The sequence below is a fragment of the Mesorhizobium sp. M0496 genome, from assembly GCF_040321205.1.
Lineage (GTDB): Bacteria > Pseudomonadota > Alphaproteobacteria > Rhizobiales > Rhizobiaceae > Mesorhizobium.
On record NZ_JAMYRC010000015.1, the window covers coordinates 1 to 14,167 of the forward strand.

The 14,167-nt window shown below is 57.8% G+C and carries 17 protein-coding genes and 1 pseudogene; 10 read left to right on the forward strand and 8 right to left on the reverse strand.

Features of this window, described 5'->3' with window-relative positions; all coding sequences use genetic code 11:
- Positions 1–84: 84 nt before the first annotated feature.
- A pseudogene (locus tag NKI73_RS15195) lies at positions 85–372 on the forward strand (transposase); the annotation flags it as partial.
- Positions 373–465: 93 nt separating this feature from the next.
- Here NKI73_RS15195 and NKI73_RS15200 read toward each other — a convergent pair.
- Entirely contained in the window at positions 466–1,473 is a 1,008-nt protein-coding gene (locus NKI73_RS15200; RefSeq protein WP_352631002.1) for an RcgR family putative quorum lactone hydrolase, read from the reverse strand.
- Positions 1,463–3,076 (reverse strand): RcgA family putative transporter, encoded by a 1,614-nt coding sequence (locus NKI73_RS15205; protein ID WP_352631004.1) that lies wholly within the window; start codon positions 3,074–3,076, stop codon positions 1,463–1,465. The genes NKI73_RS15200 and NKI73_RS15205 overlap by 11 nt, the downstream gene beginning before the upstream one ends.
- Positions 3,077–3,189: 113 nt before the next feature.
- On the opposite strand from NKI73_RS15205, the gene NKI73_RS15210 reads away from it, so the two are divergent.
- The gene (locus NKI73_RS15210; RefSeq protein WP_352631006.1) at positions 3,190–3,501 is read left to right on the forward strand and encodes a hypothetical protein; all 312 of its coding nucleotides are present in this window, start codon (positions 3,190–3,192) and stop codon (positions 3,499–3,501) included.
- Positions 3,502–3,755: 254 nt separating this feature from the next.
- Here NKI73_RS15210 and NKI73_RS15215 read toward each other — a convergent pair whose 3' ends face one another.
- The 6 genes from NKI73_RS15215 to NKI73_RS15240 form a co-directional block, all read right to left on the reverse strand.
- Positions 3,756–3,929, reverse strand: coding sequence for a hypothetical protein (locus NKI73_RS15215; RefSeq protein WP_292191162.1), 174 nt, complete (start codon positions 3,927–3,929; stop codon positions 3,756–3,758).
- A 24-nt stretch (positions 3,930–3,953) separates the two neighbouring features.
- Positions 3,954–4,370 carry a hypothetical protein gene (locus tag NKI73_RS15220; protein ID WP_352631009.1) on the reverse strand — a complete coding sequence of 139 codons (417 nt, stop codon included), beginning with the start codon at positions 4,368–4,370 and terminating at the stop codon, positions 3,954–3,956.
- A 12-nt stretch (positions 4,371–4,382) separates the two neighbouring features.
- On the reverse strand, positions 4,383–4,922 hold the full coding sequence (locus NKI73_RS15225; protein ID WP_352631012.1) for a hypothetical protein: 540 nt from the start codon (positions 4,920–4,922) through the stop codon (positions 4,383–4,385).
- Positions 4,923–5,031: 109 nt separating this feature from the next.
- Positions 5,032–5,715, reverse strand: coding sequence for a thermonuclease family protein (locus NKI73_RS15230; RefSeq protein ID WP_502909562.1), 684 nt, complete (start codon positions 5,713–5,715; stop codon positions 5,032–5,034).
- Positions 5,716–5,739: 24 nt separating this feature from the next.
- Positions 5,740–6,282, reverse strand: coding sequence for a thermonuclease family protein (locus NKI73_RS15235; protein ID WP_352631016.1), 543 nt, complete (start codon positions 6,280–6,282; stop codon positions 5,740–5,742).
- Positions 6,279–6,887 (reverse strand): hypothetical protein, encoded by a 609-nt coding sequence (locus tag NKI73_RS15240; RefSeq protein ID WP_352631173.1) that lies wholly within the window; start codon positions 6,885–6,887, stop codon positions 6,279–6,281. Before NKI73_RS15240 ends, NKI73_RS15235 begins: the two co-directional genes overlap by 4 nt.
- A 155-nt stretch (positions 6,888–7,042) precedes the next feature.
- On the opposite strand from NKI73_RS15240, the gene NKI73_RS15245 reads away from it, so the two are divergent.
- Genes NKI73_RS15245 through NKI73_RS15280 form a run of 8 tightly spaced genes read left to right on the forward strand, consistent with a single transcriptional unit; the run spans position 7,043 to position 14,129 of the window.
- On the forward strand, positions 7,043–7,993 hold the full coding sequence (locus NKI73_RS15245) for a lytic transglycosylase domain-containing protein (RefSeq protein ID WP_352631018.1): 951 nt from the start codon (positions 7,043–7,045) through the stop codon (positions 7,991–7,993).
- Positions 7,994–8,005: 12 nt separating this feature from the next.
- Positions 8,006–8,353, forward strand: coding sequence for a TrbC/VirB2 family type IV secretion system protein (locus NKI73_RS15250; protein ID WP_352631020.1), 348 nt, complete (start codon positions 8,006–8,008; stop codon positions 8,351–8,353).
- A 2-nt stretch (positions 8,354–8,355) separates the two neighbouring features.
- A complete protein-coding gene (locus NKI73_RS15255; RefSeq protein WP_352631022.1) occupies positions 8,356–8,655 on the forward strand; it encodes a VirB3 family type IV secretion system protein in 300 nt (99 codons plus the stop codon).
- Positions 8,656–8,658: 3 nt separating this feature from the next.
- A complete protein-coding gene (locus NKI73_RS15260) occupies positions 8,659–11,070 on the forward strand; it encodes a VirB4 family type IV secretion/conjugal transfer ATPase (protein WP_352631024.1) in 2,412 nt (803 codons plus the stop codon).
- A 56-nt stretch (positions 11,071–11,126) separates the two neighbouring features.
- Complete coding sequence (locus NKI73_RS15265) at positions 11,127–12,152, forward strand: lytic transglycosylase domain-containing protein (protein WP_352631175.1); 1,026 nt, start codon at positions 11,127–11,129, stop codon at positions 12,150–12,152.
- A gap of 11 nt (positions 12,153–12,163) precedes the next feature.
- Positions 12,164–12,868, forward strand: coding sequence for a type IV secretion system protein (locus NKI73_RS15270; protein ID WP_352631026.1), 705 nt, complete (start codon positions 12,164–12,166; stop codon positions 12,866–12,868).
- A gap of 10 nt (positions 12,869–12,878) precedes the next feature.
- Entirely contained in the window at positions 12,879–13,082 is a 204-nt protein-coding gene (locus NKI73_RS15275; protein WP_352631177.1) for a hypothetical protein, read from the forward strand.
- 15 nt (positions 13,083–13,097) lie between these two features.
- Positions 13,098–14,129 (forward strand): TrbL/VirB6 family protein, encoded by a 1,032-nt coding sequence (locus NKI73_RS15280; protein WP_352631028.1) that lies wholly within the window; start codon positions 13,098–13,100, stop codon positions 14,127–14,129.
- Positions 14,130–14,167 lie beyond the last annotated feature (38 nt).

Genomic DNA, 14,167 nt, shown 5'->3' on the forward strand with positions numbered 1-14,167 from the left:
TAACTACGCTCGTAAGGACGACCTTAAGAGCGCAGCCTCGCTTCCGTGCCATGCTCGCGCAAGGCGGCCCTCGCCGGAGGCGTACCGCAAAGCCACAAGTTCAGGGTTTTCACCAGCGGCCAGAAACGCCGCGTCACTCCGGCCATCAAACGCCAGATGCGGCGGCGGGCGGCGGTCGAGCCCGTGATCGGCCACATCAAGGCCGAGCACCGCATGAGCCGCAACTACCTCGCCGGTCAGCACGGCGACGCTGTCAACGCCATCCTGGCCGCCGCCGGCTACAACTTCTCCCTCCTGCTCAGGTGGCTGAAGGTTTTTTTGTCGCTCTTGATCGCTCTCTTCCAACTCCGGCCCAAGTCGGTCGCCGCTTAGAGCGCGGATTGTTCACGGTCGACTGGTGAACTGACCGGCGAACGCCAAACTCATGCTCACCGGGCCGATTTGTCAGCAGACGACAGAAACCGCTCAACGGCCGCGTCTTAGTAACCGCTTCAAGCTCAAACCGGCCAACAAAATGTAAGGTGGCATGGCGAGCGAATAGTGACCACAGTTTAACTCTAAAATATTTGGCCTGGCCCCGGCGTCCTTCAGCCTCTGCATGAACCTCTCCGATAGCGCTGGCAACACCACTTTGTCTCTCTTAGCCAACACAACCTGAAGATCGAGATCAGGCCGTGCCAAACTATGCGCGTAATTCTCCAAGTTAAGTGGACCCCAGGCCCTTCTGAGGCCGGTCAGCTCAATCTCAGGCTCAAGGCTGGCGCGTATCGATCGTGTCGCGCGACCCGTCCAAACCATGTCCGCTAGACTCCCCGCCGTCAGAAACAACGAGGCTTTTGACACGGCCAAGTCGTGTGCCGCGACTATGGCCGCTACCCAGGAACCTAAGCTCATACCGAGAACCGAAATCTCTCGATAGCCTTCGCTTTTCAACCAACGTATGAGTTTTCGCCCATCCAACACTGCCTGCCTTACAGATTGGATCGTTCGACCGAGATTAGGGCTGAGCATATAGTCTGCGTGCACGGAGCCGGGACGGCTGCGTTCGAAATGATAAGGCATAGCAATCTCGACAACCGTGATGCCACGCTGCGAGAAAAAGTTGGCAATCTGACGATTCCGGGCGCTTGCATTCCAATGGTGAAAAATCACCATCGCCTGGTCGAACGACCCGCTTTCTGTGATTTTCGCCGAGACGACATTGTTCTGTTCGATATCAGTAGAAATGGCCGATGGAAATTTGAGCCACCCATCTAGCCTTTCAAAACCCTGATCACTCACACTCGGCTCATCGAAAAAGGCTGGATCAGCCACGGCTTGGTCCGCAAGGGCACAGAACTCCTCGACACTTGTTATCTTCTTCGCACCTGGAAAGGCGCGTTCCGCGTCAAGGACGAAATCCGTTGGTTTCTTCCCTTCCTCACCGCGTCGCGCCCGCCGCTCATCCCAATGATCAAGCCAACTATGATACACTCTGATTGTTTCCTAATTTACTCGCTCGCCATCGCCCCAACACTGGATCAAACAGGCCGTATATTGCGAGCAGCATTCCAACGCCCAGAAGGATCGAAAAGCCAGCGAATGCATCGATCAGCAAGTAGCCAGTCACGAGTAACGCTACGATCGCTGACATCCTCCACAAAGGCATACAAAACCGACGTTCGAAACCTAAACGGATGGAACCGTACATAAATACAACACAGGTCGAAATAGCGATAAGAAGGCTACTGTAGTGGGTCGGCCTACGATAGCTGATCCCGGCGCTCACATCATTGCGCCCATAGAAGGCGGAAGACATATCTCCGACCAACCAAGCCACAACATTCTCTCCACGCGATGTCAGGTAAGCACTCTGGACCTTCATGGCTATGGCAATCAGAATCCCCAAAACAGTACACCGAAAAATCCCACGCATAACCCTGAGGCTGGCTTCATTGAGCTCGTGTTGATAATCCATCTCCGGCCGATTACTCGCTGCTTCTCCAATTCTCCAAAGATCATGGATCACCGTATAGAGCAAAATGAGACCTACGAAGAACAGATAAAAGCACACGCACATGTATAGGTAAGCGAGCCCGGTGAATACGACCGCTTCTGGCACCGATATGACCTCAGGGCGCACAATCGCTAGCGAGCCCCAATCCGTCGCATAGTTGCCACCACCTTTCATCAACGGGATCAATGACACGCCGATCCACTGAAAAAGACCGGCGAACAGCACACAAATCAAAAAAACCGCCCAATATGAATACGAAGAAGCTTCTACGCTGCGCGCCCAGGCATCGTCGCTTTCCATCTTGTCGCCGTGCGCTACGAGCTTTGGGCGGCCTTCATCTTTCCAAAAGGTCACTAGCTCGGTCACGAAGGCAAAAAACAGTGGCAAAAACACCATGAAGACGAATGTCCAATTCGCTGTCCAAAGAAACCCAACCTGCTTGACGACGCCATCCGCCCGGCCATATGTCACGCTGTGAATCCCCGTAATATACGACAAAAACCCAAGAGCGGTGACACCCGCAAACACCGACGCCGGTAAATTCAGGGGAGATCCGTGACTAAAAAAAGCCTCCGATTTCCTCGCCAAACTAAAACGCCGCCTCGGCCCCTTGGCGTCAGTATTTCGTTTTAGCTCTGCCGGAGACGCTGTGTCTTCATCGAACGTCGCAGCCAGTGCTGTATCTGGAAACTCCTGTGCAACGCTGCTTCCGGCTCTCTTCCATTCTCGTCTCTTGGCCGATAACCGCGATTGCGCCGCACTAAGCTCCATCTGCCATTCGCTAGTTGCCACCGGATCATCGCACCCAAAAACCCTCGCCAGCCAACGAATATTGGCAGTGCTAATTCCCTTCTCGTTCTCTTGAAACCAAAGCTGCACCGTTCGCAGATCGACCCCAATCCGGTTGGAATCGATCTGTGAAATCGCCTCTGCAAGAAGCTCGGGCGTCCATGGGCCTGCAGGAAACCCGTCCTTGCCCAATGGCCGACCAGCACCCGCCGCGGCCAACCGCTTGAATAATTCTTTGAAATCACTTTCGTCTCCCGGCGGAGGGAGAAATATTTTTTCATTCTTAATCAATGGCTTACAGGCGCTGCTTTCGTTTCGTTTCGCTAGCCTTCGTATCCTATCGTGCTCTCGTCCTTGATCAACGTTTTTATCACTCGATTTTGGCCGGCACGGGAGAGGATCGAATGAAGGGACAGGCGGGTTTGTGGGATGTCGATGAACGCTATGCGCGGCTGGCCGACATAACCGAACGACATGTCGCAGCTCAAAGAGCGGCCAAAGCGTTCCGAGAGGCTGAGAAGGGGCCCGGGGCTGGCGACGTGATCGCCTTGGACGAGGCCGCGGCGCGGCGCAACGTGATTGGGTATCAGCCCACCGATCACCGGGAATCCATCGGGAAGCTGGTATACATCGCGGCATATTTGATCGCGAGGCGGGAGCGTCTCGAGGAAAGGGAAATGGCGACGGTTATGGAGATGGCGGCGCCGTTTGGGTGAGGTGATCAGCCATCATGGGGGTGAAAAAAGCCCGCTGAAAAGCGGGCTTTTGCATGCCACAGGTGCTTAAAGCTCTGGTAGGCCGAAGCAGTCTTTAGAGGGACGTATCTTCGACGACAGCAACGGGTCGACTCCGGTCATTCGGGACAGTTCTGGCCAAAAAATTCATGTGCTGATTGATGGCACAACATCAAGGGAAAAGCCCACCGCCCAGGCGGGCTCTTTTGTAGCGCAGACGTTTCCTTGATGGTCTGTCACAGCAAGTCAGGCCTTCCATGCACCAGGCGGATGAGTCCGGCCTGTACCGCGCCGGTGACGATTCCAAAAAGCAACGCAGCCAGCAAGTTCCAGCCGAAGCAGAGTGAGATGACGAAGCAAACCACCGCTGTTGCAAGGACCGTCACGTAGTCGAGAAATTGATCTTCCATAACGAACACCTTTCCCGTATCGGCCTAGAAGATTGTGGCAATCCATCCGCCGTTGGCTGCCTTTGCGAAGCCCACAACACGGTTGAGAGGCTGTGCCTTGGGCGACATCTTGACCGTGGTCATGCACGAAACGCCGGGGCCGTTGTTGTTTTTGTCGCACTGGCCAAGGGCAAGCGAGATCTTCGGCAGGTCGTTGCGATCCCAGACCAACGGTGAGTTGGATCGCGCGTTCTGATAGGCAGCCAGGGCCTCACCCTCTGACGGTTTCTCCACGACTGGCAGAGGACACAGTGAGGGATCAGCGGCTATCGCCGCCGTGAGCTCGGCCTTGGCAATGGTCCTTGCCTCGACAGTCGGGTGTGGAATTGCCAGCCAGATTCCGCCGCCGCCCGCCGCAAGGCCGACGCCGGCTGTTATGGCGAGTAGGACGGCATTGTTCATCGCTCTGACCCACTAGAGATTCAGATTGAACCAGTGGCGTTGCTTGACGCCCTGATCATTCGGAATGTCGAAGTACCAGGGGTCAGCGCGCCTCGGCCGCTGCGAGGAAATCTGCTTGATGCAAGAGTTTTCTCCGTCACGGGCACGGCGGTTCAAGATCACGCCTGCTTGATGGGCGGGACCGTCTAGACCGGGGTGCGTTTGACAGGTGTTGGGGGTCTTGACGCAACGATCCGGTGCGCTGCGATTTCCGTCCCGGCCATATTGGCTATAGCCGATCTTGGTCCCTTCGGGGCAATCGGCATATTCCTCACGACCCGGTGCACCGGCCTTTGCTTCGTTGCAGATGGGCCACGAGAAGCCAGGCTTCGACATGGCAGCAATAAGTTTGATCATCGGCGGGACGCAGTATTCCACGCCATGCCAGGAAGGGTTTTGCGAGGCTGCGCAAAGCAGGACTTGGCAGCCCCAGGATGCGTCTCGTGCCTTGGCCGCTGTGGCTGGAAGGAGCGCGGCGCCGGCGATGCCGGCGGCATAAATCAGGTGTCTCATGTCAGGCGGTCCTCTGATTATTGCGGGCGTCGCCCAGGCGACAGACGGTGTGTCGTTGGGGTGGAGCGGTTCGCTTCGAAGCGTCTGCCATGTAGACGAAGTCCGGCAGCTATCGGTCTGTCCTCAACAGTCGCTTGCGGGCATCGGCAAAAGGCGGGGATATTTCACTCTCGCGTTCGGCCAGCAGATTGAAATCAGCGATCGGCCAGCGATCTGGCGTCTTGTCGACCGCCTTGCGGCGCCATTCATTCATGTCGAGCACGTAGGTTGCCCACATGCCGTAGCGCGCGGCCATGGCGTAACGCTGATAGGCGGCATATTGGCCATTGACGAGATAGGGCGAGGCAACTCGCGCCCAGCCAACACGAAGCATTTCCAGGGCAAGATCTCGAGCGCCGGTGGTGCAGCGCGCGATCGCCGTACCGTCGACTCTGTAGGAGACGACGTTGCAGGTCACCGACTTGTTGCCGACTGTCCGTTTAAGCCATGCCTTGGCAAATGGTCCGCACGGAACGGGTGGGGGAGCCTTCACGCGCTCACGGTCTTCCCACTTGGGATCGAGTGCCCATTGCGGCAGCTCGCAAGCGTCGATGTCGGCCAATTGGACGCTCTGTGCGTACTGAGGGTACCAGAGCGTCCGCCCGTCCATGACCGCGACCCGCCCCCTTAGAACAGGATGCACCCGGGTCACCTGGGCGGCGGATGGTTCTACGGCTGGCCGGTAGACCTTGCGGACAGGCTCATTCCTGATGACATCCGCCGCTTCGACGGCCTCAGCGGTGAGGGCAAGCATCTGCCGACAAGAGGAGTTGGGCTTTCATTGCTTCGCCTCCTTCTTGGCGCGCTCGTTGGCTGTCTTGGCCAACAGGACTGCCGGGTGCACAACATCGGGGAACTGCCAGAGACCGGCCTTGCGTTCGCGGGCGTCCAGCTCGGCCACGGAGTACGGCGGATGAAGTGGCATGCCCTGGTCATCGAGCGAAGCGAAGGCGTAGCCGCTCGAAATCATCATGGTGGCGAGGTCGAGGCGATCCTTGCCAAAGGTGGCATAGCAGATGACGTAGGTTAGGTCCGCGGTCTTGGCGACCGGCGCGCAAACCGGCTTGGTGTCCTTGATATAGGCAGCAAACATTGCCAGGGACGCATCGCCACAATCGCGCTTTTGCCCCTTCAAGTCGGTGTAGTTGGTGCCGCGAAGGCAGGGTTGAACCCCAAACAGGTGATAGCGTTGCCCCTCTGCAACCCAGGTGTCGCCGGTTTCCAGTGTTATGCCCGGCTCCAAGTCAAAATAGCCGTCAGGCGCACTAAGAGCCGTTGCAACACTGGCCACGGTGAGCGTAAGGGCGAGTGAACACCTCATTGGGCCTTCACTCGCGGATCGGCCCACATGCCGTAGGACCCTTCTTTGCCGATATCTTCGGCCTGCGCGAGGTCCGGGCGGTCATAGGAGCCATCGGGCTTTTTTGTCAGGCGCAACGCGCCAAGGGACAAAAGCTGCTCCTCGAACATATCAACGGAATCGAGGCTGCCGGGATAATTGTAGTAGCCATAGCAGGTGGCATTCTGCGTCGGTGACGACTGCTCGCTGACGAAGGCCCGGCAGAAGATGACCTTCGGGCTTTTCAGCATGATTTGCAGCTGCTGTTGCGCGAAGTCGGCGCAAGTGCCGGCAAAGCCTTCCTTCCGGTTGACCACTTCACCTTGGCACGGCTGGAGCCCGTATAGGTGAAGATTGGTCTTGCCATCGACCCGGAAATCCGTGGGCGATACCGCCACATATCCGGATGCTGACGCGTAGCCCTTGCGGTCCACGGCTTTGCCGCTGCCGTCGTAGTATTCGACGACCAGCACCGTCTTGCCCGGTGTCGCCAGCGACTTGATGTAGTCCTTGTTGACGTTGTCCACCGACCAGGCCGGCGTTGCGATAACGCAACCTGCGAATGCAGCAAGGATGGTCCGTTTCATTTCCAGCCCTTTACCATCTTGGTTCATGCCGAATCCCACTTTTGGGGTTCAAGTGTGGCGCAAAAACTTGTATCGCTACACCAAATCGGTTCATACAACGGCGAACTTAATCGGTTTTCACCACAATCTCAACACCGCAAATGGGGCGGGTCGCGATGACGAAAAGGGCTGGAACGAGCGGCATTGCAGGCAGCGGGGCTCTGATTTGCTCGACCCTGCTGAATGTGCTCGCCACTGGCGCCGCAACGGCCCAGGAAGCGCAGCAATCCGCCAACTTTGTGAATATTTTCGCGCAAACTGAAAGCGTCAATGACGCTGCGATCAGTAGAATTTTCGATTCTAGATGGAGCCTGAGCGGCGGTCAGTACGTCGTCAGCGAGGACGGCGTTGTCACGCCAGAGAAGACAGCCAAAAAGGGCCGCCAGGCAGACACCCATATTGGTACACTGAAGGGGGCTTACACGACGGAAGACGACACTCCGGAAAATACCATTGTGGGTAAGATACCGACAGGACAGATTACCCAAAATGGCTTAGAAAACCCGGCTCAAGACAGCACGGCAGGCGTGCAGGCTTGCGGTCCGTCACCGCTAAGCCCTTCGGAAATCAAGAAATTAGTTGTCGATGCGGCGCGGCGTCACAAGGTCGACGAGGTTTTCGCCACGGCGATTGCCTGGGCGGAAAGCGGCTTCGACCAAACTCGCAATTCGGACAAGGGCGCACGCGGCCCCATGCAGCTCATGCCTGCCATCGCCGAACGATTCCAGGTCGAGGACATCTGCGATCCGCAGCAGAACATAGAAGGCGGCATGAAATACCTGCGGGTCCTCCTCGACGAGTTCCAAAATCCTCTGCTTGTCGCCGCTGCCTACAACAGCGGCGAGCAACGGATCTACGCGTACGGCGGCATCCCGCCGTTCCGGGAAACCGTCAGCTACGTCGCCAAGGTAGTCAATTACCAGCTCGGTTTGCCCATGCCGGCGGCGAGGGCAAAGCCCAATGCATCCGGGACCACAACAATCGCAGCCGGTGATGAGGACGTCGACGTCGGTGTCATCGCCGTGAAGAAGACCGGCAAGTTTGTCGGTGGAGTGATGCACTTTTGAAGGAGAGAACGCATGAAGTGCAATGCAACTGAGGGACCGAGGGTCGGCGCATGGAAGCTGGCAGCCGTTCTTGGATTGGCTGCGGCCGTGCACATCGCCGGCGTCGATCTAGCCTTGGCGCAAAGTGGTGGTGGCGGCGGCGCCTTCGCGCCACTGCAGACGGCCGTTCAAATGATCGTGGATTTCATCACCGGTCCGTTCGGCCGGCTACTAGCGATCATTGCGGTGATCGGCCTTGGTTTTCTCGCCTTCGCCGGTCGGCTGTCGTGGTTCACGGCAGGCGCCGTCATCGTCGGCATTGGCCTGGTCTTCGGCGCGCCAACCATCGTCGATGAAATGATTGCGGCTGTCGGCAAATAGCCATGGCTGAGTTCGAGGACGAAAAGCCTGCCCTGACACCGCTGGTGATCGGCTTGACCCGTTCACCGACGCTTTGGGGTGTGCCCTACATGGCCGTCGTTATCGTCGTCGGTTTTACGATCATAGGGTGGTTGGGCTCCAACTCCCTGTGGGCACTGCTGACCGCACCAATCGCCTACCTCGTCCTTTTCACGGTGTGCACCTGGGACAGCAAGATCCTCGACGTAATGCAGGTTGCGTCGCGCAAGACGCCCCGTACGCGCAACAAGAGTTTTTGGGGCGCCAATTCATACGGACCATAGCCGATGCTGAAAGTCGTCACAGATGAGCTTGGGTTTGGGAAGGCCGCTCAGAACGAGCGGCGTATGTCGACTCATATTCCCTATTTGCGCCATGTCTCCGATACGGTGATCGGCTTGGAAAATGGCGCCTTGATCAGCGTCATCAAGCTCGACGGCCTATTCTTCCAGACTGAGGACCAGGCCACGCTAAACATGCGCTCCGTCGTGCAAAACACGATGATCCGTGCGCTCGGTTCCAGCCGGTTTTCGCTGTGGTCGACGGTCATCCGCCGCGCAGTTGAAACCGAGATCGGAGGCGCTTTTGATGATCCGTTCTGCGACCTGCTCAACAAGCGTTACATGGAACAGTTGCGCCACAAGCGCATGTTCACGAACGAGATCTACCTGACTATCGTAAGGTCAGGCATGAGGGGTGCGCTCGGCATCGGTGACACCCTTAAGCGGATACTCAACAACGCCAGCAGCGACGGTCGCTCTCAGCAGTCACGCGAGGACGTGACGGAACTGGAGGAGTTGGTCACCAACATCACGCGCGAGCTCGAGAAATACGGCGCACGTGCGCTCGGCATCGTTCGCCGCGACGGCGAGCCATATTCCGAACCCTGCGAGTTCTTCAACACAATCCTGACCTGCGGCGTGCCACGTAAGATGCGGCTTCCGCGCATGGGCATCAGCAACTACGTCGGCACGTCTCGCCTACATTTCAGCAAGCGGACCATGCAGGCACAAGCCGCTGTCGACGAGGACAGTCGTTTCGGCGCGCTTCTGTCGGTAAAGGAATATCCCCCCTTCACAGGGCCGGGAATGCTCGACAGCCTTTTGCAAGTCAATCACGAGTTCATTCTGACGCAATCGTTCACGATCGCGGACAAGCCCATTGCTCAAGAGCGAATTACGCGCCTGCAACGTCAAATCCAGGCCTCGGATGAAGCGGGTAGCTCGGTCGAACACGACATCGATTTCGCAGTTAACAGCCTGATGAACCAGGAAGCCGTTTTCGGCTTCCACCATCTGACACTGTTGTGCCTGTCGCGCGATCTGGAGGGCGTGAGCAAGGCGGTCTCCGAGCTTGGGGCATGCCTCACCGACATGAACATCAACTGGCTGCGCGAGGATATGAACCTCGAAGCAGCCTTTTGGGCGCAATTGCCGGGAAATCACAGTTACATCGCCCGCAAGGCGTTGCTGTCGAGCGGCAATTTTGCCGGTTTGTCGTCGATGCACAATTTCGCGACGGGGCAATCCGACGGCGTGCATTGGGGCCTGCCGATCACGATCCTGGAAACGACTTCGCAAACGCCGTACTGGTTCAACTTTCACCAACGCGACATTGGCCATTTTCTCGTCACCGGTCCAACCGGCTCGGGCAAAACGGTCGGCCTGACGTTCTTGCTTGCCCAGGCTATGCGTATCAATCCCGCGCCTAAGGCAGTTTTCTTTGACAAAGATCGCGGTGCGGAGATCTTCATTCGGGCGGTTGGCGGCACCTACGAGGTACTGTCCCCGGAAACACCCACCGGCTTCAACCCTCTCCAGCTCGAGAACACCGGACCGAACCGGGATTTTCTCCTGCGGCTGCTAAAGGCAATGCTTCGCGCCAACGATCGTCGCGACTTTAGCCAGGAAGACGACGACACACTCGAGAAGGCCTTGGCTCGGCTCATGCAAGAGCCCGCGGCTGAGCGCAACCTGGTGAACCTGTCGACCCTGCTCGTCGGCCGCTCTCGCGCAGACGCCAACGACCTTCATGCACGGCTGCGGCCATGGATCGACGGCGAAAAGGCATGGTTGTTCAACGCTCAGCACGACGTTCTGTCGTTCTCAGGACATCGTGTCTTTGGCTTCGACATGACCAACATCCTCGCAAATGAAGAGTTGCGCACACCGGCGCTGATGTACCTGTATCATCGGCTGGATGAGCTGCTGAACGGCGATCCTGTCATGTTCTTCATGGATGAAGGCTGGCAGCTGCTCCAGGACGAGACCTTTTCGGCGTTCATCGTCGACAAGATGAAAACCATCCGCAAGCTCAACGGCATTGTCGGTTTCGGAACGCAGTCGGCGGCTGACATCGCCAAGGCCCGCGCATCACACACGCTGATCGAGCAATCGGCAACGAACATCCACTTCCCTAATCCGCGCGCGGACGAGGAAAGCTACATCACCCGCTTTGGCCTGACGGTCAAAGAATTCAACTTCATCAAAAACACCCCGCCTGAGAAGCGCACTTTTCTCGTCAAGCACGGGAATGATTCGGTCATTGCCCGGCTCGATCTGTCGTCGATGCCCGACATGGTCAAGGTCCTGTCGGGCCGAAAGAAGACGATCGAGGAGTGCGCCGCACTTCGGGAACAATACGGCGACGAGCCGGAAAAGTGGCTGGCTGAATTTTGCGGATGGGAGAAGGCTCAATGAGAAATCGTCTGGCCCTTGGCCTGCTGGTGACGACACTCGCCACCCCCGTTCCGGCGATGGCGTCCGGTGTTCCCGTCATCGACGGAACGAACCTCGATACAAAGACTGATCGGAAGGACAAGAACGGCGAAATCGAAAAGACCGACAAGGACCGGTTTTCGATCAACAAAGGCGTGACCTGCTCCGTCTTCAGGGAAGGTCGCAAGGACGATCCGGTCGCGGCCGCGAAAGCCAACCCGGAAATCGTCGGCCTGGTCAAAAGGGTCGCGAGGGAAGAAGGCGTCGACGAGAACCTGTTTATGGCTCTCGTCTACCAGGAAAGCCGTTTCAATCCATGCGCCCAATCCGGCGCCGGCGCATACGGCCTCACCCAGCTGATGCCGGGGACCGCAAGCGATCTCGGGGTCAATCGCTACAATATCGAGTCCAATTTGCGTGGCGGCGCCCGCTATCTGAAACAGCAGCTCAGGCGGTTCGGCGGCAACATGAATCTGGCACTTGCCGCCTACAATTCTGGTCACGGCAACGTCCAGAAATACGGTGGCATCCCGCCGTTCAAGGAAACACAGGGTTACGTCAAAAAGATCACGCAACAGTGGCTGCCAGCACTCGGTGGGGCGAATGGGGCGAACATCCCGATCAACTATGGCGGCGGCAGCACATCGTACACTGGCATGCGGGATTCGACGATCAACGCCATGGCGACGTCGCAAGCCACGCAGGAGAGCGGCGCCAACGTCGCGTCATGGCTGCAGCAGCTCGGCGGCCTGACCACTGGAACCATTCAGGACAGTTGGGACCACAATTCCGGTGCGCGAAACGCCAATCTCGAAATGATGAACCAGGTCATCCTGCTCGGGTCGACAATGGCAGGCCTGTTCAATTCAAGAAACACGATGCAGCTGACCGAGACGTCCGGCTCATCGCAGTCGTCCGGATACAAAAACAAAGGCGAAATGCCGCGCGAAACCACTGGTCTGTGCGACCCGCGCGAAGGGTTCGAATGGAGCCCGGCGGACAAGGCCTGTGTCCAGAAGCGCGAGCGTGAATCCACCCTCAACCTGCAACTCAAGCTTCAATAAGGAGACCTTCCATGAAGCGCTCTATTCTCACTGCGTGCTCGGCTCTCTTTGCTTCCGCGACATGGGCATCAGGCGTGCCGGTCATCGACGGCGCCAATCTCAAGGTGGCCAAGGAAACGGCCATGACCACCGACAAGATCCTGAACACGAACAAGGACATCCTGTCGACTGTCGAAGACACGTTGAAGGCCGTCACCGGCGATCGCGGCAGTGATGCCAACCAGATGCAGAATCTGGCTGTTGGCAACGGTTTCAGCGTGTCCTCCATGCCTTCGTTCGACAGCATCATGTCAGGCGGTGTGCCAAATTTCGGCGGCATGGGTGGCGACATCAGCAAGATCGCGACCACCTTCATCAATGGCCTGCAGCTCGTGAAAAGCCTTTCTGGCAAGTCAAACAGCGGCTTTTCCAGCGACAAGTCCTATGAAGAGCTGATGAACACGGTCCTTGGCGTTTCGGCCCTTGTGACCGGATCGCAGCAGGCCGTGACGACACGCCGGAGCGCCCTTGAGCAAGCCGGACAGAGCATCGGCCAGGCTCAGGACATCAAGGGGTCGATCGATCAGAACACCCAGTTGCAGGTCCAGGCCGGCCTCACCATCAACGAGCTCATCGGCGTGATGAACGGTGCTGTCGGTTCTCTGCAGGCCGACAACCAGCGCCGGCTCACCGACATTTCCAACTCGAAGAAGGCGTTGACCTACGGTGGCAACTAAGCCTGCTCACATAGTCAGGGCCTCGTTCGTGCTCGTGATCGCGGCCGGCGTTGCCGGCTGCGGTACGGTCAAAGAGAAAACGGCCCCCTGCAAGCGACCCGCAAATCTGACGTCCTACGCTGCCGATCCTCGCCAGGAATGCGGCCCGATGTCGTACGTCAACGGTGACCCGGCGACAGTCATGGCGGCGATAAAGGCGATGGCAACTCAGTAAGGGCGATCGGCGGCAATGGAAGATTTCTTAGGCAACCTCATCGACCGAATTGAAGACACAGGCAGAACCTTCTCGGAAAGGGCATATGGGATTGTCGGCAGCGAAGTCACGCCGCTGCTCAATGTCCTGTTCCTAGCCTATGTCGCTTATTACGGCCTGCAGCTCTTCATGGGAACGTCCAGGGTCAGCGTTGCCGAAGTCATCGGCCGTGTCGCCCGGATGGTGATCATTCTGCTGATCGTCAGAGAATGGAGCAGTTTCGACACGCTGTTTTACAGTTGGCTGAACAACACGCCCGAGGATGTCGGGCGCGCGATCCTGACTGCCACGGGAACCGGCATCACCGAACCGACAAATGGCCTGTCGATGATCTGGAAGACCGCCAATGAAGCAGCGGCGGCGTTTGCGGAACAGTCGGGCTACTTCGCCATTCTGCCGTCGATGATCGGCTTTCTCATCATGCTTTGCGTGGCAGTGTTTATCGCCGTCGCGCTGGCGATCCTGTTGCTGGCGAAGGTGATGATGTGGGTGCTCATCGGAACGGCCCCGATCTTCATAGCCTGCATGCTGTTCGAGCAGACGCGACGCCTCGGCGTGTCGTGGTTCCAACAAGTCCTTCTCTACGCGCTGATACCACTGTTCATCTATGTGGTTGCCGCCTTCCTCATCGCCGCCATGGATCCCGAACTAACCAAGGTTACGAATGCAGCGAACCAACGCCGGCTGCAGCTCAGCGACGTGTCGGCTTTCCTGCTGCTGTGCTGCGCAGGCGCGTTCGTTCTTTTCCATATCCAGGTGTTGGCGCAAAGCATCGTCGGCGGCGTCTCAGCGGGCATCGGCAACGTCGCGAGGGCTGTTGCGCAATACTCCGGCATGACGGCACCAACGAAGGCACTCGACGTTGCGCGCGGCACGGCAGGCGTGGTCGGAGATGCCGGTATGCGTGCACGCGATCGTATCCAACCCGGCATGGTTGCCAACATTCGCGCGGCCAACGAGCGCGCTGCCATGCAGAACAGAATCTCTAACAACAGCATGCCTCGCTGAGGCTGCTCGATGGCAGGCAAAGTAAGGGCTGGATCAAT

Bases quoted from the DNA above. Each gene is read 5' to 3' on its own strand.
- NKI73_RS15250 (WP_352631020.1), top strand. From the start codon at position 8,006: ATGAAGTGCAATGCAACTGAGGGACCGAGGGTCGGCGCATGGAAGCTG.
- NKI73_RS15280 (WP_352631028.1), top strand. From the start codon at position 13,098: ATGGAAGATTTCTTAGGCAACCTCATCGACCGAATTGAAGACACAGGC.
- NKI73_RS15255 (WP_352631022.1), top strand. From the start codon at position 8,356: ATGGCTGAGTTCGAGGACGAAAAGCCTGCCCTGACACCGCTGGTGATC.
- NKI73_RS15210 (WP_352631006.1), top strand. From the start codon at position 3,190: ATGAAGGGACAGGCGGGTTTGTGGGATGTCGATGAACGCTATGCGCGG.
- NKI73_RS15215 (WP_292191162.1), bottom strand. From the start codon at position 3,929: ATGGAAGATCAATTTCTCGACTACGTGACGGTCCTTGCAACAGCGGTG.
- NKI73_RS15225 (WP_352631012.1), bottom strand. From the start codon at position 4,922: ATGAGACACCTGATTTATGCCGCCGGCATCGCCGGCGCCGCGCTCCTT.
- NKI73_RS15230 (WP_502909562.1), bottom strand. From the start codon at position 5,715: ATGCTTGCCCTCACCGCTGAGGCCGTCGAAGCGGCGGATGTCATCAGG.
- NKI73_RS15265 (WP_352631175.1), top strand. From the start codon at position 11,127: ATGGCGTCCGGTGTTCCCGTCATCGACGGAACGAACCTCGATACAAAG.
- NKI73_RS15270 (WP_352631026.1), top strand. From the start codon at position 12,164: ATGAAGCGCTCTATTCTCACTGCGTGCTCGGCTCTCTTTGCTTCCGCG.
- NKI73_RS15240 (WP_352631173.1), bottom strand. From the start codon at position 6,887: ATGAAACGGACCATCCTTGCTGCATTCGCAGGTTGCGTTATCGCAACG.
- NKI73_RS15245 (WP_352631018.1), top strand. From the start codon at position 7,043: ATGACGAAAAGGGCTGGAACGAGCGGCATTGCAGGCAGCGGGGCTCTG.
- NKI73_RS15260 (WP_352631024.1), top strand. From the start codon at position 8,659: ATGCTGAAAGTCGTCACAGATGAGCTTGGGTTTGGGAAGGCCGCTCAG.
- NKI73_RS15235 (WP_352631016.1), bottom strand. From the start codon at position 6,282: ATGAGGTGTTCACTCGCCCTTACGCTCACCGTGGCCAGTGTTGCAACG.
- NKI73_RS15220 (WP_352631009.1), bottom strand. From the start codon at position 4,370: ATGAACAATGCCGTCCTACTCGCCATAACAGCCGGCGTCGGCCTTGCG.